At 32.4% G+C, this 19,056-nt stretch carries 19 protein-coding genes; 14 read left to right on the forward strand and 5 right to left on the reverse strand.

Annotation, left to right across the window (positions count from 1 at the left end; all coding sequences use genetic code 11):
* Positions 1-5 precede the first annotated feature (5 nt).
* The 10 genes from M9C80_04690 to M9C80_04735 are packed head-to-tail and all read left to right on the forward strand — an operon-like array spanning position 6 to position 12,421.
* Positions 6-1,664 carry an acyl-CoA carboxylase subunit beta gene (locus M9C80_04690; GenBank protein URQ69236.1) on the forward strand — a complete coding sequence of 553 codons (1,659 nt, stop codon included), beginning with the start codon at positions 6-8 and terminating at the stop codon, positions 1,662-1,664.
* Positions 1,661-3,583: a biotin/lipoyl-binding protein gene (locus tag M9C80_04695; protein ID URQ69237.1), complete on the forward strand. Its 1,923-nt coding sequence runs from the start codon at positions 1,661-1,663 to the stop codon at positions 3,581-3,583. The genes M9C80_04690 and M9C80_04695 overlap by 4 nt, the downstream gene beginning before the upstream one ends.
* Positions 3,584-3,590: 7 nt before the next feature.
* The gene (locus tag M9C80_04700; protein ID URQ69238.1) at positions 3,591-4,205 is read left to right on the forward strand and encodes a TetR/AcrR family transcriptional regulator; all 615 of its coding nucleotides are present in this window, start codon (positions 3,591-3,593) and stop codon (positions 4,203-4,205) included.
* Positions 4,205-5,980 carry a DUF1446 domain-containing protein gene (locus tag M9C80_04705; protein URQ69239.1) on the forward strand — a complete coding sequence of 592 codons (1,776 nt, stop codon included), beginning with the start codon at positions 4,205-4,207 and terminating at the stop codon, positions 5,978-5,980. Before M9C80_04700 ends, M9C80_04705 begins: the two co-directional genes overlap by 1 nt.
* Positions 5,977-6,762 (forward strand): enoyl-CoA hydratase-related protein, encoded by a 786-nt coding sequence (locus M9C80_04710; protein ID URQ69240.1) that lies wholly within the window; start codon positions 5,977-5,979, stop codon positions 6,760-6,762. Before M9C80_04705 ends, M9C80_04710 begins: the two co-directional genes overlap by 4 nt.
* A 12-nt stretch (positions 6,763-6,774) precedes the next feature.
* Complete coding sequence (locus M9C80_04715; GenBank protein URQ69241.1) at positions 6,775-8,001, forward strand: acyl-CoA dehydrogenase family protein; 1,227 nt, start codon at positions 6,775-6,777, stop codon at positions 7,999-8,001.
* A gap of 1 nt (position 8,002) precedes the next feature.
* Positions 8,003-9,091: an acyl-CoA/acyl-ACP dehydrogenase gene (locus M9C80_04720; GenBank protein URQ69242.1), complete on the forward strand. Its 1,089-nt coding sequence runs from the start codon at positions 8,003-8,005 to the stop codon at positions 9,089-9,091.
* Positions 9,092-9,096: 5 nt separating this feature from the next.
* Positions 9,097-11,160, forward strand: coding sequence for a carboxy terminal-processing peptidase (locus tag M9C80_04725; protein URQ69243.1), 2,064 nt, complete (start codon positions 9,097-9,099; stop codon positions 11,158-11,160).
* A 2-nt stretch (positions 11,161-11,162) separates the two neighbouring features.
* On the forward strand, positions 11,163-11,978 hold the full coding sequence (gene xthA / locus M9C80_04730; protein ID URQ69244.1) for an exodeoxyribonuclease III: 816 nt from the start codon (positions 11,163-11,165) through the stop codon (positions 11,976-11,978).
* Positions 11,978-12,421, forward strand: a complete 444-nt coding sequence (locus tag M9C80_04735; protein ID URQ69245.1) for a GNAT family N-acetyltransferase — start codon at positions 11,978-11,980, stop codon at positions 12,419-12,421. The genes xthA and M9C80_04735 overlap by 1 nt, the downstream gene beginning before the upstream one ends.
* On the opposite strand, the gene M9C80_04740 is transcribed toward M9C80_04735, so the two are convergent.
* The 3 genes from M9C80_04740 to M9C80_04750 are packed head-to-tail and all read right to left on the reverse strand — an operon-like array spanning position 12,422 to position 14,571.
* A complete protein-coding gene (locus M9C80_04740) occupies positions 12,422-12,877 on the reverse strand; it encodes a nucleoside deaminase (GenBank protein ID URQ69246.1) in 456 nt (151 codons plus the stop codon).
* Positions 12,878-12,880: 3 nt separating this feature from the next.
* On the reverse strand, positions 12,881-13,420 hold the full coding sequence (locus M9C80_04745) for a CIA30 family protein (protein ID URQ69247.1): 540 nt from the start codon (positions 13,418-13,420) through the stop codon (positions 12,881-12,883).
* The gene (locus tag M9C80_04750) at positions 13,420-14,571 is read right to left on the reverse strand and encodes a glycine cleavage system protein T (protein ID URQ69248.1); all 1,152 of its coding nucleotides are present in this window, start codon (positions 14,569-14,571) and stop codon (positions 13,420-13,422) included. The genes M9C80_04745 and M9C80_04750 overlap by 1 nt, the downstream gene beginning before the upstream one ends.
* A gap of 105 nt (positions 14,572-14,676) precedes the next feature.
* Here M9C80_04750 and M9C80_04755 point away from each other — a divergent pair, with 105 nt between their 5' ends.
* Genes M9C80_04755 through M9C80_04770 form a run of 4 tightly spaced genes read left to right on the forward strand, consistent with a single transcriptional unit; the run spans position 14,677 to position 17,087 of the window.
* Entirely contained in the window at positions 14,677-15,774 is a 1,098-nt protein-coding gene (locus M9C80_04755; protein URQ69249.1) for a hypothetical protein, read from the forward strand.
* Complete coding sequence (locus M9C80_04760) at positions 15,774-16,184, forward strand: adenylyl-sulfate kinase (protein ID URQ69250.1); 411 nt, start codon at positions 15,774-15,776, stop codon at positions 16,182-16,184. Before M9C80_04755 ends, M9C80_04760 begins: the two co-directional genes overlap by 1 nt.
* Positions 16,177-16,569 (forward strand): cytidyltransferase, encoded by a 393-nt coding sequence (locus M9C80_04765; GenBank protein ID URQ69251.1) that lies wholly within the window; start codon positions 16,177-16,179, stop codon positions 16,567-16,569. Before M9C80_04760 ends, M9C80_04765 begins: the two co-directional genes overlap by 8 nt.
* The gene (locus M9C80_04770) at positions 16,566-17,087 is read left to right on the forward strand and encodes a cupin domain-containing protein (GenBank protein ID URQ69252.1); all 522 of its coding nucleotides are present in this window, start codon (positions 16,566-16,568) and stop codon (positions 17,085-17,087) included. Before M9C80_04765 ends, M9C80_04770 begins: the two co-directional genes overlap by 4 nt.
* On the opposite strand, the gene M9C80_04775 is transcribed toward M9C80_04770, so the two are convergent.
* Positions 17,084-18,253, reverse strand: coding sequence for a saccharopine dehydrogenase NADP-binding domain-containing protein (locus M9C80_04775; GenBank protein ID URQ69253.1), 1,170 nt, complete (start codon positions 18,251-18,253; stop codon positions 17,084-17,086). The genes M9C80_04770 and M9C80_04775 overlap by 4 nt on opposite strands.
* The gene (locus M9C80_04780) at positions 18,246-19,052 is read right to left on the reverse strand and encodes an enoyl-CoA hydratase (protein ID URQ69254.1); all 807 of its coding nucleotides are present in this window, start codon (positions 19,050-19,052) and stop codon (positions 18,246-18,248) included. The genes M9C80_04775 and M9C80_04780 overlap by 8 nt, the downstream gene beginning before the upstream one ends.
* Between the last annotated feature and the right edge of the window lie 4 nt (positions 19,053-19,056).

Below are 19,056 nucleotides of genomic sequence, written 5' to 3' on the forward strand. Positions count from 1 at the left end.
TTATTATGAAAAAAGAAAATATTTCTCCAGAAATTAAGACAAATCTAGACACTAAATCAGAACAATATCTCAAAAATAAAGAAGTGATGCTTGAAAAGCTAAAATTTTTAGATGGTCTTCTTGATTTAGCCGAAATCGGGGGAGGTATTCATCATCATGAACGTTTAGCAAAACGAGGAAAAATGCCAGTTAGACAAAGAGTCTTGAATGTTCTTGATCAAGACAGTCCTTTTTTAGAAATTCAACCCTTTGCGGCCTATGGAACCAACAATTACAATGTAGGCGGTGGATGTGTTTCTGGTGTTGGCATTATTTCTGGAATAGAGTGTGTAATTTTTGCTAATGATCCAACTGTTAAAGCAGGGGCTATGACTGTTTATGTTGGTGAAAAATGGAAAAGGGCTAAAGAAATTGCAAGAGAAAATAGAATACCATTTATAAGTTTTGTTGAATCAGCTGGTGGTGATTTAAGCATACCAAACAATAGTGGTGATTCGCCGCCAATTGCACCAACCCTTCAACAAGGACACTTTGCATCCACAGGTAGATTTTTCTATGAAATGACTGAATTATCAAAATTAAGAATTCCTGTGATTTCGGTTGTTTTTGGTTCCTCTACAGCTGGTGGAGCATATCAACCAGGAATGTCTGATTACAATATATTTATTAAGGACCAATCAAAAGCTTTTCTTGCAGGTCCACCTTTAGTGAAAATGGCAACTGGAGAAGAATCAGACGATGAAACACTTGGTGGAGCTCAAATGCACTCTGAGGTTTCTGGACTTTCTGATTATTTAGCTGAAGATGAAATGGATGCTTTAAGAATATGTAGAGAGGTTGTATCTCATTTGAACTGGTCAAAAAAAGGTCCTGAACCAAAAATTTTATCTGAAGAACCAAAATATGATAAAGAAGAGTTATTGGGTATTCTTAGCGAAGATCTAAAATCTGCAGTTGATATAAAAGAAATTATTGCCAGATTTGCTGATGGTTCAAAATTTGAAGAATTCAAACCTTTATATGGCTCATCTTTGGTGTGTGGTTGGGCTTCAGTTCATGGATATCAGATTGGAATTATTGGTAATAATGGGCCGATATACCCTGAATCTGCTGAAAAAGGTGCAAGTTTTATTCAATTGTGCAATAAAAGAGATATTCCACTTATATTTCTTCACAATGTAACTGGTTTTCTGGTAGGTAAAGATTTTGAAAGGCAAGGTATTATTAAAAAAGGCTCTCAGCTTATAAATGCTGTTTCAAATTCAATGGTGCCGCATATAACATTTATTGTGGGAGCATCTTATGGAGCTGGGACTTATGCAATGTCCGGAAAGGCATTTAATAATAGATTCACATTCCTATGGCCAACAGCCAAAATTGCAGTCATGGGACCAGAACAAATGGCAGGAGTAATGTCTATTGTTAGAAAAGCAAAAGCCAAAAGAGACGGTAAAAAGTTTGATGAAAAAGCCGATGAACAACTTAAAGCAATGGTAATTGACTACCTTGAAAAATTATCTCATGGACTAGTTGCAAGCAGTATGCTTACTGATGATGGGATCATTGATCCAAGAGATACAAGAGATGTAATTGGATTTTGCCTTTCAATTGTTAGTAATAACGTTATTGAAGGAGCAAGAGAATATGGAGTATTTAGATTATGATATTTAATTCAATACTTATTGCCAATAGAGGCGAAATTTCATGCAGAATTATTAAAACTGCAAAAGAAATGGGAATAAGATCTATTGCTGTATATGTTGATGCTGACAGGGATTCGCTATTTGTTAAACAAGCCGATGAATCAATTAGATTGGAAGATGGAGGATATCTTGATGGAGATCAAATAATTGAAGCTGCTAAAACATCTGGTGCTCAAGCAATTCATCCTGGGTATGGATTTTTATCAGAAAATGCTTCTTTCGCAAAAAAAGTAAGAAAAGAAAAATTAATTTGGGTTGGTCCCTCCCCGCATGTTATCTCAGTGATGGGAGATAAATTAAAAGCAAAGGAATTAGCAATTAAAGCTGATGTTCCTACCCTACCAATGACATCAAAGCCTAGCGAAGCAAAAAAAATTGGGTACCCTCTTCTTATTAAAGCAGCTGCTGGTGGTGGTGGAAAAGGAATGAGGATTGTGAATCAAGAAAGGGATTTAAAGGAATCTATTGTAAGTGCACAAAGAGAAGCTAAAAGTGGATTCAATGACGAAAGAATCTTTATTGAAAGATATGTAAAAAAATCTAGACATATTGAAATTCAAATTTTAGGTGACTTTAAAGGTAATGTTGTTCACTTAGGTGAACGAGAATGCTCAATTCAAAGAAGGCATCAAAAAATAATCGAAGAGTCCCCATCTCCAAGAATTTCTGATGAAGTAAGAAATAAAATGGGTGAAGCAGCCGTCAAACTTGCAAAAAAAATTAAATATGAATCTGCTGGTACAGTAGAGTTTCTATTTGATGATAAAACCGAAGAGTTTTGGTTTTTAGAGGTTAATACAAGGCTTCAAGTTGAACATCCAGTAACAGAGGAAGTTACAGGAGTAGATTTGGTATGCGAACAACTTAAAATTGCTAGAGGTGAATCTATTGAATTTGATCAAAAAGATATAACTTGGACTGGATCATCTATCGAGGCAAGACTATATGCTGAGGATCCAAATAATGACTTTCTTCCAGAAATAGGGACTTTAATCGCTTTCGAAGAAAATAATTCTGCAGAGGCAAGATGGGATACAGGTGTTCAGAAAGGCACTATAGTAGGAACGGATTTTGATCCCATGCTCGCAAAAATAATTTCGTATGCTCCAAACAGAACTGATGCTGCAGTTAAACTAGCAAAAGCTCTTGAGTCAGCTCATATTGGAGGTGTAAAAACTAATAGAGATTTTTTAATAAATTGTCTTAAAACTAAGGAATTTTTAGACGGAGATACTACCTCAGATTTTATTGAAAGAGTAAAGCCCAGCAGGAAGCTTGAAATCAATCAATCAGAAATAGAGCATGTTTCAGCTATTGCAGCAATGTGGATGCAACAACAAAACAGAAACAATTCGAATACAGCAAAATTTATGCCTTCAGGCTGGACAAACGGAAGATTACCAAATCAAAAGATAACTTTTGAATTTGAAGCTACTGAATATGATATTGAATATAAACAACAACGAGACAGAAAATTTCTTTTTTCAAATAATAAGGAAGCATATATTTATTCATGCGATGAAGATGGAATAGATCTTCTCTTTGATGGCAAGAGACACTATTCCAGAGTTACGGTATCAAAAAATAAAATATTAGTTCATATGCCGTTTGGTGATGTGATGCTGCAATTGAAGCCGAGATTTAAGATACCAGGTACAGAAGTTACTGCTGGCGGGCTTGTAGCCCCTATGCCTGGAAAAGTCATTGATGTAAAAGTGAAAAAAGGTAAAAAAGTAAAGGCTGGCGATACCTTGGTTATTCTTGAAGCAATGAAAATGGAACACTCGATTAAAGCTGTCGAAGATGGCACTGTTTCAGAGCTATTAATATCTTTAAATGATCAAGTTGAAAATGGTGCTTTATTGATGGTAGTCAAATAATTAGTTAATGCATAATTTAGAATATAAAAATAACTCTCTGGGCAATAAAAATTCAAGAATCTATACAAAAAGACACTATGAAATTATAGATGCTTTAGAAAGATTACTGGAACAAGGTGTTCCAGACCTTACAATGTCTGAAATAGCTACGAAACTTAAAATTTCTCTACGAACGCTATACGAAATTGCTCCAAGCAGAGATAAATTGATTTTAATGACAATGGACAATATTCTAAAAAAATTAGGTAAATTTGCAATGGATTCTGTTAATGAAATTGATTCGCCAATAAATAAATTAGAGCAATACCTTTTTATAGTTAATCAAGCTGTTGGCCCAAAGTTTGATAGATTTTTAATAGATATGGAAAAAATTAATGGGTCAAAAACAACAGCTGATTATCATGAAAACTTTATAAAAAATTATATTAAAAGGCTCTTAGAAGAAGCTATTGAAAGAAAAGAAATTAAATTAATTGATGTCAAAGCTTTCGCAATACTTCTAGGAGGAATAGGTAGAGAATTTTTTAAAGAGGAAAATAAAAATTCAATTAATTTAACACCTGAAGAATCTGCAAATTCAATTACAAGCATAATTTTGAATGGAATTAAATTAGAAAACTAATGAATAAAGACTATATAAAAATTGCTAATTGCAGTGGATTTTATGGGGATAAATTATCTGCCGCAAAAGATTTAGTAGATGGAGGCCCTATTGATGTTCTGACTGGTGACTATCTTGCTGAATTAACCATGGCAATTCTCTTTGGTCAAAAAATGCAAAGAGGAGAAGATAAAGGCTATGTAGGAACCTTTTTGAAACAAATCAATCAAATTGCAAAGTCATGCATGGAAAAGAATATCAAGATTGTAAGTAATGCTGGTGGATTAAATCCAAAGTCTATGGCCAATGAGATTGAGAAAATTTTAAAGCAACAGTCAATAAATATGAAAGTAGCCTATATAGATGGTGATGATTTAATGCCAATAATTCCTGAATTAAGTGAATTGGGAGAAGAGTTTAAGAATATTGATAAAGATATCAAATTAAACGAATCGGATTATTCACCATTGACAGCAAATGCTTATCTCGGTGCTTGGGGTATAAAAGAGGCTCTAGATAAAGGTGCTGATATTGTCGTCTGTCCAAGAGTGACAGATGCAGCCGTGGTAATTGGGCCAGCTGCATGGAAGTTTAATTGGGAAAGAGATAACTATGATTCTTTAGCAGGAGCACTTGCAGCAGGTCATATTATTGAATGTGGGTGTCAGGCAACTGGTGGCAATTATGCTTTTTTTAAAGAAGTTAAAAGTTTTGATAATATTGGTTATCCGATTGCTGAAATATATGAAGACGGCAGTTTTTTCATTACAAAACATCCTAATACTGGAGGTTTGGTTTCCTGTGGAACGGTAACTGCTCAACTATTATATGAAATAAATTCGCCAGCCTACGTTAATCCAGATGTAATAGCTCATTTTGATACATTAAAAATTGAAGAGGTAGAAGAGGATAGAGTCTATGTGTCTGGTTGCAGAGGTAGTTCACCACCAAATAAACATAAAGTATGTATAAATCTTGCAGGAGGTTTTAGAAATGGAATGGAAATTATTCTGACTGGTTTAGATATAGAAGCCAAAGCAAAAGTTTTTACAGATGCGTTATTTAATTCAGTTGGTGGTAAAAAACAATTCGATGAAGTTTCCATTCAGCTTCATCGTACAGATAAAGAAAATCCAATCACTAACGAAGAAGCAATGGCATCACTTTTAGTTTCAGTTAAATCAAAAGATCAAAACTTAGTTGGCAGACTATTTAGCGCAAAAATAATTGAATTAGCTTTAGCAAATATCCCAGGTTTTTTTGCACAAGGCGGCGTTAAACCTAGTGGACCAGTGATTGTTTACTGGCCCTCTTTGGTGAATAGTAAACATATTAAAGAAAAAGTTCATATTGATGGCAAAGAAATAGAAGTTATACCAACGAGTCAATTAGAATTGGATGAAATTTATTATCAGAAAGAGCCCATTAAAGTTAAAAAGATTAAAAAAGAAGATGAAAAACAAATCTACTTTGGTGAAATTTATGGAACAAGATCTGGTGACAAAGGAGGATGCGCAAATCTTGGCGTTTGGGCCAAAAATTCAGACTCATTTGCTTTTCTTCATAATTTTTTAACAGTGAAAAAGCTTAAAGAATTATTGCCAGATTTAAATCAATTTAAAGTTGAACGATTTGAATTAGCCAATATAAACTCTCTTAATTTTTATATTCATGACATATTACAAGATGGAATTTCATCAAATGACAAAAAAGATGGACAAGCTAAATCTTTAGGTGAATATTTAAGAGCAAAAAAAATCAAAGTTCCACAAAGTATTATTGGAGAAATCAGATGAAAAAATTATCTTTAGATGGTCTCATATTTAAAGCAACTGAATTAGATATAAAAAATAATATCATGAGCATCATGCTCAATAGGCCTGAAAAAAAGAATGCTCTAAATAATGTAATGATGAATGAAATTAATTATGCTTTAGCATATGCAAAACAAGAAAAATCTATAAGAGTAGTAATTATAGCTGCAAAGGGTGATATTTTTTGTGCTGGTGCAGATCTATCAAGAAGCAAATCTGAATCAAATGTACCAAAATTAGAAGATGCTGATGATATAAGCTTATCCTTAAGGCATTTATACAAACCTGTTATTTGTAAAATTCAAGGTTCGGTCTTAGCTGGTGCTCTCTTGATTGTATCTAATTCGACTCATGCAATTGCGGTCAATGAAGCAACCTTCTCAGCACCTGAGATTCATAGAGGATTATGGCCTTTTATGGTGATGGCTGGTTTATTTCGAGTTATGCCTAAAAGAGCTGGCCTTGATTTTATAATGCGAGGCAAGCCAATTGATTCAAAAAAAGCAGAGGACTGGGGTTTGATAAATGAATCTGTAAAAAAAGAAGAACTTAACGAAAAAGTTGATAAACTAGCTAATGAGCTTGCAAGTTTAGCGCCAGAAACAATGAAATTTGGCCTAGAGGCATATGAGAAACAAGACGCAAAAAGTTTCGATGATGCCCTTCCATACTTAAAGGAACAAATAGAAAAATGCTTCAAAGGCGAAGATGCTAAAGAAGGTATAAGTGCCTTTCTAGAAAAAAGAAAACCAAATTGGGATTAAAAAGGAATTGTTGTGGATTTAAATTTTGGAACAAAATATAAAGATTTTAAAAAAGAAATAAAAGAGTTTTGTAAAAAATATAAAGGAGTGCATTTTACAGACTCATCTAAGGTGCCTCTATCTGATTCATTTAAATCAGGTGAAATTAAAATGACAAGATCAGATTGGCAAAAAAAACTTATTGAAAAAGGTTATTTTGCAAGATCGATACCAGTGGCATATGGGGGCTATGGTGGAGAGAGTGATATTGTTAAAAGCAGAATAATTGCAGAAGAGTTTGCAAAGGCAAAAATACCGCCACCAATGGGTGGTCAAGGAATTGATATGCTTGTTCCAACTCTTTTAGAACTTGGAACTGAAGAACAAAAACAAAAATATATAAAACCTACATTACATGGAGAAATCATATGGTGTCAGGGTTACTCAGAACCTAATGCTGGGAGTGATTTAGCAAATTTGCAAACAAAAGGCGAGTTAATTGATGGTAATTGGGTAATAAATGGGCAAAAAATTTGGACTAGTACCGCTCAGTTTTCACAAATGATGTTTTGCCTGGTGAGAACAGAGATCAGTGCTACAAAACATGCCGGAATAAGTTATTTGTTAATCCCAATGGATACTCCAGGAATTGAGATCAGGCCATTGGTTGATATGACTTTAAATGCTGGATTTAACGAAGTATTCTTTACGGATGTCACAATTCCTGAAAAAAATATTGTTGGTAAACGAGGTGAAGGTTGGGCGGTTGCAAATGCAACATTAAGCCATGAAAGGGGATCACTTTCAGATCCAAATGCAATGATGAACAGATTAAATTCACTTATTGAAAGAATGAAACAAGAATCTGTTAACGGTGAAAAAGTTATTAATAATCCAGTTTACAGAGATAAACTTATGAAAATTCAAGGAAAAGTAATTGCTTTTCAATCAAACTCGCTTAGAGTTTTATCTGCTAAGGTAAATAAAAATCAAGATGTAAAGATTGCTGGCATGATTCAGAAGCTTGTTGGGACAGAGTTAAGGCATGAACTTGAAGGTTTTGCCATAGATGTTATGGGTGAGCTAGGAACACTGTATGAAAATAGTCCTAATATTAGAGATGGTGGATCATGGCAAGTTGCATACATGTATTTTCTTGGATTAATAATTGGTGGAGGAACAAGCCAAATTCAAAAAAACATTATCTCAGAGAGAGGCCTTGGCATGCCAAGAGAGCCAAAGGTTCAACAAGGAGCGTAATATGTATTTTGGATTATCTGAAGATCAGATATTTTTTCAAGACAATGTAAAAAAATTTCTTGAAGATAATGGGCCTTTGGATATCGTCAGAAAGATTGCGAATAATGATGATATGACAACCAAAGAGGATCTCCATAAAGGAATTATAACTTTGGGTATCAATAACATTTTAATTCCTGAAGAAAATGGCGGGCTTGGATTAGATCTACTTTTTGCAACTGCAATTTCACAAAGTCTTGGAGAAAGTATTGCTACCCTTCCCTTTACGGGCTCGTATGTAATGGCTCCAATAGCAATGAAATATGGTGCTAATAAAAAACAAAGAAATTTCTATTTAAATGAGATGTCAAAAAATAATATTAATTTTAGTGTAGGTTTTTCAGAATTTTTTGGATCGAGAAATGAATCAAATCTTGAGTTTTCAAACAATAAAATAAGCGGTAAAACATTTTTTGTGATAGATTCTGATTATGCAACACATCTAATGGTATCTGATAAAAATGGTCAATTAGGTATAGTCTCTATGGAGTCTAGTGAAATTGAAATTATTAATTTAATTACGGTTGATAAAACTAGAGTCTTTCAAGAAATACTTTTTAATAATGCTGAAATAGATATTTTAGAAAGTACTTCAAATTCTATTGAGGCAGTAAATAATGCTATTGATGCAGGAAGAATAACAATAGCTGCTGACTCATTGGGTGCATCAAAAGCCATGCTAAATAAAGCAATAGAGTACTCGAAAGAAAGAAAGCAATTTAATAGAGCTATTGGATCATTTCAGGCTGTCAAACATATGTGTGCAGAGATGGCTTCAGAACTAGAACCATGTTATTCACTTTTATGGCATGCTGCTCATTCCTTTGACAATAATGAGAAAAACAAAAAAATTATGGCCTGTCATGCAAAATCACATATCTCAGATGTTTCTAAGATGATTTCAAAAAAAGCGACAGAAGTTCATGGCGGTATGGGCTTTACAGATTTATTAGGTTTACATTTTTGGTTTAAGAGAATTGGTGTAAATAGACAGTTATTAGGTGCACCAGAAATTATTCGAGAAGAAGCTGCGTTATTTCAAGGCTTTTAAAAAAAATGAGTATAAGTTTTATAAATAAAAATTTAGTAATTTTTGCCTTATTAAGCTCTTTTCTTAGTTCGGAAAGTTATGATTTTAAAGAAATAGATCTAAGTGATGAAAAAATGAATTTAAGCAAAGAAATATTTAGAAAACTCGAAAGAAATCATTTTCTTAAAAATAAATACTTAGTGGATTTTAATCAAAATTATATAGAGTCACTTATAGATAAATTAGATGAAAACAAAATGTACTTCACTGAGGACGAAGTTTTCAATTTTATAAATCTATCAAATTCTGAAATTAAAGTTAATTATGATTTAGAGCTTGCTTATAAAATTATTAATTTGTATTTTTCCAGAATCGTTGAATACTCAAATTATCAAATTAATTTAATTAATCAGATAGAGTTTGATTTTGAAAAGAAAGACTTTATGGACATTTATTATGAGGATAATTTATGGCCAATAGATAAAAAAAGTCTAAAGGAAATATGGAAGTTATCAACAAAGAATGATCTTTTGGTTTTAAAACTTACAGAAGAAGCTTCATTAGATCCAAAAAAAGATTTGGTTAAAAGGTATAACAATAGAATAAAAAGAATTTCTCAACAAAAAGAAGAGGATATTTTTTCGCTAGCTATAAATATTTTAACTAATCAGTTTGACCCTCATTCATCATACCTTTCTCCAAGATCAGCAGAAGATTTTGATATGGATATGAGTCTAAGTCTTGAGGGTATTGGTGCGCTTCTTGGAACAGATGATGACTACACAAGAATAGTTAGCCTGGTCCCAGGTGGGCCAGCCGAAAAATCTGGAAAGATATCTCCTGATGATAAAATCACAAGAATAAGACAAACAGATTCCGAAAATTTTGTTGACGTTGTCGGATGGAGAATTGATGAAGTTGTTAGGCTTATTAGAGGCGATTCGGGTACAAAGGTAGAAATTGAATTAATCTCTTCAGAAACTGGAAATGGCGCTGACAGAAAAAAAGTTATTCTTCAACGAGAGGAAATTAAACTAGAGGATAGAGCAGCAAAATCAAAAATATATGAATCTGACGATGGTTACAAAATTGGGATTGTAGACTTACCCAGTTTTTATATTGATTTTAATTCTTATCAAGATAGAGATTTAAATTACAGAAGTAGCAGCAAAGATGTAAAAAAAATATTAGAGCAGTTTAATGAAAATAATGTTGACGCTGTTGTTTTAGATTTAAGAAATAATGGTGGCGGCGCTCTAATGGAAGCAAATAGAATTATTGGATTATTTGTTTCATCTGGACCAACGGTACAAATAAAATATAGTGCTGGTTATATTCAACCATGGGGAAGTTCAAGAGCAGTACAAATTTGGAAAAAACCTGTGATTGTTTTAGTTAACAGATATTCTGCATCAGCCTCAGAGATAGTTGCTGCAGCAATTCAAGATTATAATCGCGGAATAGTAGTTGGTCATAGAACTTTTGGAAAAGGTACTGTGCAAAGCTTAGAAAATCTTTCAAGTGGGCAAATAAAAGTTACTGAATCTAAATATTATAGAATTGATGGAACAAGTACCCAAAATAAAGGCGTTCTTCCAGATATTATTCTTCCATCAACTTGGGATACAGAATCAGTTGGAGAGAGTTCTTATTCTACTTCCTTGTCATGGGATACGATAAGACCTTATAAACACAAAAAATTCTATCTTCCTGACGAATTTATAAATGTAATTAAGTTAGAGCATTCAAAAAGATTGGAAAATGAGCCTAACTTAAAATATATTTCACAACTAAAAGAAAGGTATGATTTAAATAAAAATAAAAAGGTTCTATCTTTAAATTTAGATGAAAGAAACATACAAAAAAGTTTAAGAAGGTCTTGGTTACTTCAGATAGAAAATGAAAGGAGAATTAATCTTGGATATGAGCCTTTTAAAAGTTATGAAGATTATGACAATACAAATAATGATCCTTCAATATTAGAGAATGAAATTGATTTAAAAAAAGATTTTCTTTTAATTGAATCTACTAATATAGCCATAGATTTTTTAAACTTAAGTAAATCCTTTATGGTAAGTATGAATAACTAGCTATGAAAATTGTATCCTTTAACATTAATAGTATAAGAGCAAGGCCGCATCAACTAATTCATCTGAGAGACACAATTGATCCAGATGTAATTGGATTGCAAGAAACAAAAGTAAATGATCCAGATTTTCCCATAGAAGTTATTGAAGAAATTGGATATCACCCAGAGTACTGGGGGCAAAAAGGTCACTATGGTGTTGCCATATTAAGCAAACTAAAACCAACTAAAACTATCAAAGGTTTTAAAGATGACATTGATGAAGATCAAAAAAGGTTTATTCAATGCACCTATGCTGTTAATAATTCAGAAATTACAATTATGAATGGTTACTTTCCACAAGGAGAAAATATTCATCATGAAACAAAATTCCCAAAAAAAATTAAATATTATGAAGATCTAAAAAAACATATTGAAGTTTTGAAAAAATCAAAAGAAAATTTAATTGTAATGGGCGATTTTAATGTTGCACCTAAAGATATTGATATAGGAATCGGTTCAGAAAATGTAAAAAGATGGTTAAGGGATGGAAAAACTTCTTTCCAACCTCAAGAAAGAGAAATGTGGAATAGTATTCAGAATTTAGGGTTTGTTGATTCTTGGAGAAAAAAATATCCAGAAGATTCATCTACATATTCATGGTTTGATTACAGGTCTAGAATGTTTGATGATAATCCTAAAAGAGGCTTAAGAATAGACCATATAATGATTTCAAATAATCTTGCTGATGCGATTTCTAATGTTGGTATAGATTATGATGCAAGAGCGATGGAAAAACCATCTGATCATTGCCCTGTTTGGGTTGAATTAAAAATACCTTAATGAAGAATAATTTTGAGATAAGATCTCCCTCAACAAAAGAAGAATGGAAAAATTATGAAAACTTTAGATGGGAGGTATTGAGAAAGCCACTAAAAATGTCGCATATACCTTTACAAGATAATTTCGAAGAAATTAGCATTCATCTTATGGGCATCACATTAAAGCAGAAGGTAATAGCATGTGGAAGATTTCACTTAAATAATCCAAACCAAGGGCAAATAAGATATATGGGTGTATCTAAAAATTATAGAAGGCTTGGTATAGGATCAAAAATAATAAAAGAGTTAGAAAGATTAGCTATGAATCATGGAGCAAATCATATTTTGCTAAATGCAAGAAATAATATTGTAGATTTTTATAGATCACTCAATTATGAAGTAGTTGGTCCCTACACTTCAAACATACAAATTCCACATAGTACAATGAAAAAGGATTTATCTTAATTACCTTCTATCTTTAAAAAAGTCCTTTAGTAATTTTTCGCTCTTTTCTTTCATTAAGCCATATCGAAAGTAAACCTTATGATTTAACTTGATTCTATCAAGAAAATTGTCAATTGAAATTATGCTGCCAGTTTTAGGCTCAAGTGTTGCAAAAATAACTTCATCAATTCTTGCATCAATCATTGCTTTTAAGCACATGTGACAAGGCTCAAGTGTGACATACATAGTTGATCTATTTAATCTATAGTTCTTAATTTTTTTTGATGCGTCTGTTATTGCCTCTATTTCCGCATGAGATGAAACATTTTGATTTTCAATTACTCTATTTCTTCCTTTACCAATTACTTTATTGTCTTTCACTATTATTGCACCGACAGGTACCTCATTATTTTGATATGCTGCTTTGGCTTGATCCATTGCAAGGCTCATGAAAGAGCTTTCTGCGCTTGAAAACATATTTTAATATAGCTCTATATTAGCTATATCTAGTTTTGCTTCAAAGTCCTTACCATACGCAGCAAAAGCAATTGTCCTAATTTTAGATAAATTAATTTTTCTTGGCATATAAAAATTCGATTTTTTTAAAGATGAAAATGGTATTTCAATAATACTCCAGTCTTCGTTGGGTTTAAACGAAGCTATGTATCTATCCCATGGAAATCTGCTTGCAGGTGTTCTCAACCATAAATAATAGTCATCATTTGTTCCTCTGACTGTAAATCGAACACCTTTAAAGTTGTTGGCATCAACAGGAAACTTTATGACTGACTGAATAAAACCACCGTTATTTTTAGTACTAACATTCCCTTCTAATCTGTAAAATTTTTCCTTACCATCTGTAAATTCTGAAAAAGTAACTTCTGAAATGCCTCCCATGACTTGATCTGAAATCGCTGTCCATTGACCTCTTTTATCGTCAAGATTATCAATGATCATAGAATGAACATTTAATGAAAAAAGAAGTATTATTAATGCTGGTAATCTGAATTGAATTAACATTAATCAAGATTAGTGTTTTTTTCTGCTTTGTACCAAGGCAACTTTACAACTTTTGCATTTAAATCACCATATGGTGTTACAGCTAGTACTTCTGTGCCCTCTAAAGTGAAATCAATATCTAAAATTGCAAGGCCAATATTTTTTTTAAGTCGTGGTGAAAAAGCTGCTCTTGAAATTCTGCCAACTTTAATATCATTGTTATTTACTGGCCAAAAATTTTCTGGCGCCTTGATTAATGGATCGCCATCTATTTCCAATCCAACTAATTTTTCTTTAAGCTCCTCATTTTTAATTTTTTTCAAAGCGTCTTTGCCAATGAAGTCTATTTCCTGATCAACATCAACTAATCGCCCAAACCCGATTGTAAATGGATTGTGCTCTCTACCAAAATCACTCCCATATGATAATAAACCGCCTTCTATTGTTCTAATGCTATTAGGTGCAATAACTCTGCCACTAAATTCTTCTGCAGCTTTATAAACTTTCTCAAAAAGATCATTTCCAAGTTTTCTATCTTGAAGATATAGTTCATAACTAAGCTCCCCACTCCAACCAGTTCTTGCAATAACCATAGGTATGTCATCAAGCGATGTTTGTTCAGCCTTATAATAGCCAAGATCATCGTGTTTACCATCAAAAAGTTTTTGTATCAGTTTGCCAGCTTTAGGTCCGCTTATTTGCAAAGGAGATACATCTGGTTCGTGAATTGTTACATTCATTCCAGAATTTATAGCTATTCCTTGCAACCATAAAATTACATCACCATCTCCCGGTGAAATCCAAAATTTATTTTCCTCTAGTCTAAGAAGACAAGCATCGTTAACTATTCCTCCATCGGTATCAGTAAGAATAATATATTTACAATAGCCAATTTCACAGTTTTCAAGATTTCTAGGTTGAATATATCTTACGAAGGCATATGCATCAGGTCCATTTATTTCAATTTGACGTTCAGCTGCAAAATCACCAAAAGTAACATCATTAATTAAACTTTGATATTCTTTTTCAGGACCAGAAAAACTAGTAGGAAGATACATTTTATTATAGACAGTAAAACCTGTAACACCGTATTTTAAATTAGATTCATAATATGGAGATTTTCTTATTCTCGCCCCAATTCCTATGAGTAATGGTAATGATGTCTTGGACATATAACTTCCTTAAATTTCTTGTATTTTAATCTCAAAATATCCATAGAGTAAATGAATTATTTGCTTATTTTTATATTTATTTATATAGTCTCCTCTGGGGTTAATATGGGCAAAAAAAGATTTTTTGATGACAGGTTGAAATACCTTTCATTTATTCAAAATACTGGTGAAAAAAGAGCTATTTCTTCTGAAATATATTCACATATCAAATCATTGCCACAAAATAAAACCTATTTAAGAATTTTAGATGCTGGTACTGGAGACGGGACAATTAAATCAAATGTCATAAAAAGTTTTCATAAATTCCATCCATATACTTCCTTGCTTATTACTGGAAAAGAAATAAGTTATGAGGACTTAAAAAATACTCTAGAGAAAATGCCTGATAGATTTGTGGAACATCCTAATCTTATGGTCACAATGACTAATGTTAAATTTTCAGAACTTGGCAGAATTGAAAATGCAAAAAAAATTAGAGATAAGAAAGTTAAAGTGTATACCTTGGTCTTGAAAGAAGATAATTCTTTCGACTTCCATGATCAAATTAATAAACTAGGTGGATTTATCAAAAAAAATTGGGGTATTGAAATTGACTCTAAAGGAAAGACTTCATATTCAAATCCATGTTTGCTTAGGATCTATAGAGAAGATCATAAAAGATATCTTGAGCCTTTCATAAATAATGACTATGAAAACAACAATTATGACTTAGTAATAGCATCACAAGCTTATAGAGCAGCAGCAAATACAAAGTCAAAAGTTACAAACGTAATTGCGCCGTTAATGAGGATACTAAATAAATCAGGAAAATTATTAATAACACATTCATGTGGCGGTGATTCAGTTGAAAAAATTCTTAAAATTGCATGGAAAGATAGAGTACCTTTTCCAAGCAAAGCAAAAAATATAGTAGATTTTTTAAAAGAAAATCCAGTTGGAGAAAATAGTAAATATTCTTACTCAAAAACTAAAAACTATACTTTTAAATTTAGAAGAACCCCTGATCAAACAGTCTCAGAACTTTTTGGTCATGGTATTGATGCAAAGTGGGCAAATATTCTTTATGTTGGACAAATACCAGAAAAAGACATTCAAAGTGTTGAAAAAAATAGTCTTCTCTCAAAAAAAATAAAGGGAGCTATCTTAAAAGAAAAGAATATGTTTTTTAAGAACGAAATATTTAGTATAAAGAAAATTAGGTAATGAAAATTTTAATCATGGGATTGCCTGGAAGTGGTAAAACTTATTTAGCTGAAAGATTACAACCTCTTTTAAATGCAGCTTGGTATAACGCAGACAAAGTTAGAGAAATGGCTAATGATTGGGACTTTTCTCCAAAAGGAAGAGTTCGACAAAGCCTTAGAATGAGAAATTTAGCTGATTTCGAGAAAAAGCATAACAGAACAGTTTTATGCGACTTTGTATGCCCCACTAAAGAAACACAAAATATTTTCCATCCAGATATAATTATTTGGATGAATACAATTAAAAAAGGTAGATATGAAGACACTAATAAGATGTTTGAAAATCCAACTAATGTAGATTATGAAGTTAATGAATTTAATGACAAAAATCATAATGAAATTGCAAAAAAAATAATCGATAATGTTTGATCCAAAAAAGCCAACAGTTTTAATGTTAGGAAGATGGCAGCCATGGCATGAAGGACACCAAGAATTATTCAAAAGGTGTATAAGAAAAACTGGTCAAGTTGTTATACAAGTTAGAGATGTGGGCGGCTCGTCAGGAGGAAAAAATCAGGATGATAATCCATTTGACTGGATAACTGTATGCGGCAATATTGAAGCTGGATTAATTAAGGACAACTTTCATAGAGGAAAAGAGTATGAAATCATACTGGTGCCTAATATCGTAAATATTTCATATGGCCGAGGAGTTGGCTATAGCATTGAAGAGGAAGTTTTTGAGGATGAAATAACAAACATCAGTGCTACAAAAATTAGAGAAAAATTAAGAGATGAAGGAAAAATTAAATGAGAAGAATAGTTACTGGACATAATAAAGAGGGTAAATCAATGATTATGATGGATGGCCCTCCTCCAAGATCAATTGGAGAGGAAGTTGGAGGCCTATTTGAATTATGGAACACAGATGGCGATCTTATAAAAACAACCGACAATAATGACAGAGCGGACAGTGAAATAATTTTATCACCAATAAAAAATGGAACAAAATTCAGATATTTTCAGATAAACCCAACGCCCGAAGGAGTTCCGCTGGATAAGTTAGAAGAAATGGCAGAATCTGCTTTTAGACAAATTGGTGCTGCTCATCACAGAATAGACACTTCAAAACATCCTGCAATGCATAAAACAGAAACAATTGATTACATCATTTTATTAAAGGGTGACGTTACATTAATTCTGGACGAAGACGAGGTGAAATTACAACCTTTTGATGTTGTTGTTCAAAGGGGAACCAATCATGCATGGCAGAACAATGGAAATGAGCCTGCTCTGCTTATTGCTGTTTTGATTGACAGCAAATTAGATTAATTTAAGAGTTTAAACTTAAGGCCAGCATTCTTTTCCAATCTAACTATCAACTTAACTCCCATTGAGGAAGATGGCGTATATATTCCACCAACTAATTCATTGCATTCTTTTACGATGCATATAGCACTTTCTGCAATCATTTTTGATGTTGAGCCATAGCCAGGATCCATATCGCCAGAGACTGAAGCTGATAAAAATTCATCATTAATATCTGCATAAAAATGAATATCATAACTTCCCTTTTCTCTTGATTCCTTTGATGGTCCTTCACCTGGTTTAGGAATATTATCTCCCATTAGAGGATTGGTTGATGCAATTAGCTTAGAAAGTTTTTCTCCTTCATCACCTGGACCTGATGCCCACATTTCATTGTATTTAAAATCTTTTCCATAAGGAAAATTTAGCAAACTGTTTGATCTGTGGATATTTTTGGTATTTATTGGTGCCATAAAAAATGGTGCAACCCATGATTGTAACTTTTCATCATAAAATGGTTTTGAATCTTGAGGTTGTGGTGTTACATCTTTTATTTTTGATAATGACAAAGGATTTGCAAGCACTTCAAAAAGTTCTGGTTTATGTTTTAATGACTTCATTGTTGCTTTTAAAGATGCAGCTGTCCCTCCAGAAAATTCTCCATCCATTACGATCACCCTTGCCCTAACAGAGCTTGCAGCTTTACCATAAACTTTTTTAGTTTCTTTTTGAATAAAATGAACACCCAAATCAAATGGAATACTATCAAATCCACATGAAAAAATAATTCTTGATCCTGATTTTATTGCGGCTTCTTCATGATTTTCAATCATTTCATACATCCATCCAGGTTCACCACATAAATCTACGTAATCAACTCCAGAATTAACGCAAGCCTCAACAATATTACTTCCATACAACTGGTAAGGACCAACAGTAGTTAAAACACATTTTGTTTTATTAATCATTGCGTCGATTGAAATTTTATCATTACTATCTACAATGAAAATTTCGAGATCATTGGGGGCATCTAGATCTGCTTTTATTGACAACAGTTTTTGTTTATTCCTGCCTGCAATAGCCCAATTAATACCAGAATTAAAACCATAAGTTTTCAAAACATATTCAACAACTAGTTTTCCAGTAAAGCCTGAGGCGCCAAAAATTATAAAATCGTATTTGTTATTCATCTGACCAGTTTGGCTTTCTTTTACTTAAAAATGCTTCAATACCCTCAATGGCATCCTTTTTTTTTATATTTTCTTCCATAACTTTTGAAGTAAAATCATATGCCTCTGATAAATCCAATTCAATTTGTTTGTAAAAAGCTTGTTTACCAAGTCTTATAGTCATTAAAGATTTTTCTGATATTTTTTTTGCTAGATCGTCTACTTCTAATTTAAGATTATCTGCTGTTGTAATTTTATTTATAAGGCCTATATCATAAGCTTTCTTTGAGTCGATCATTTCGCCTGTTAACAACATTTCCATAGCATGTTTTTTTGCTACATTTCTTGATAATGCAACCATTGGAGTAGAGCAAAAGAATCCAATATTTACTCCTGGGGTTGCAAATTGTGCATCTTCTGAAGCTACGGCCAAGTCACATGATGCAACTAATTGACAACCAGCAGCAGTTGCGTGACCAGCAACTTCAGCTATAACAGGTTTTGAACAATTTACAATATTTTTCATTAACTCTGAGCATCTTTTAAATAGATTTTCAAAATAAGCATCGCCATCATCATCATTTTCTCTTGCATTAGTGATCTCTTTTAAATTGTGTCCAGAGGAAAAAGTTGAGCCAATTGCAGAAATTATTATGACTCTTATTGAACCATCTATATTACCTTTTTGTATTTCCTTGTTTAATTCGATAATCATTTCTTCAGATAGCGCATTACGATTTTTTTTATCATTTAAGACGAGCTTTAAAATACTATTCTTTGATGTATCTTTTATTAAAATGCTATTTTTACTATCTTTCATAACA

The sequence above is a fragment of the SAR86 cluster bacterium genome (assembly GCA_023703615.1).
Lineage (GTDB): Bacteria > Pseudomonadota > Gammaproteobacteria > Magnimaribacterales > D2472 > MED-G85.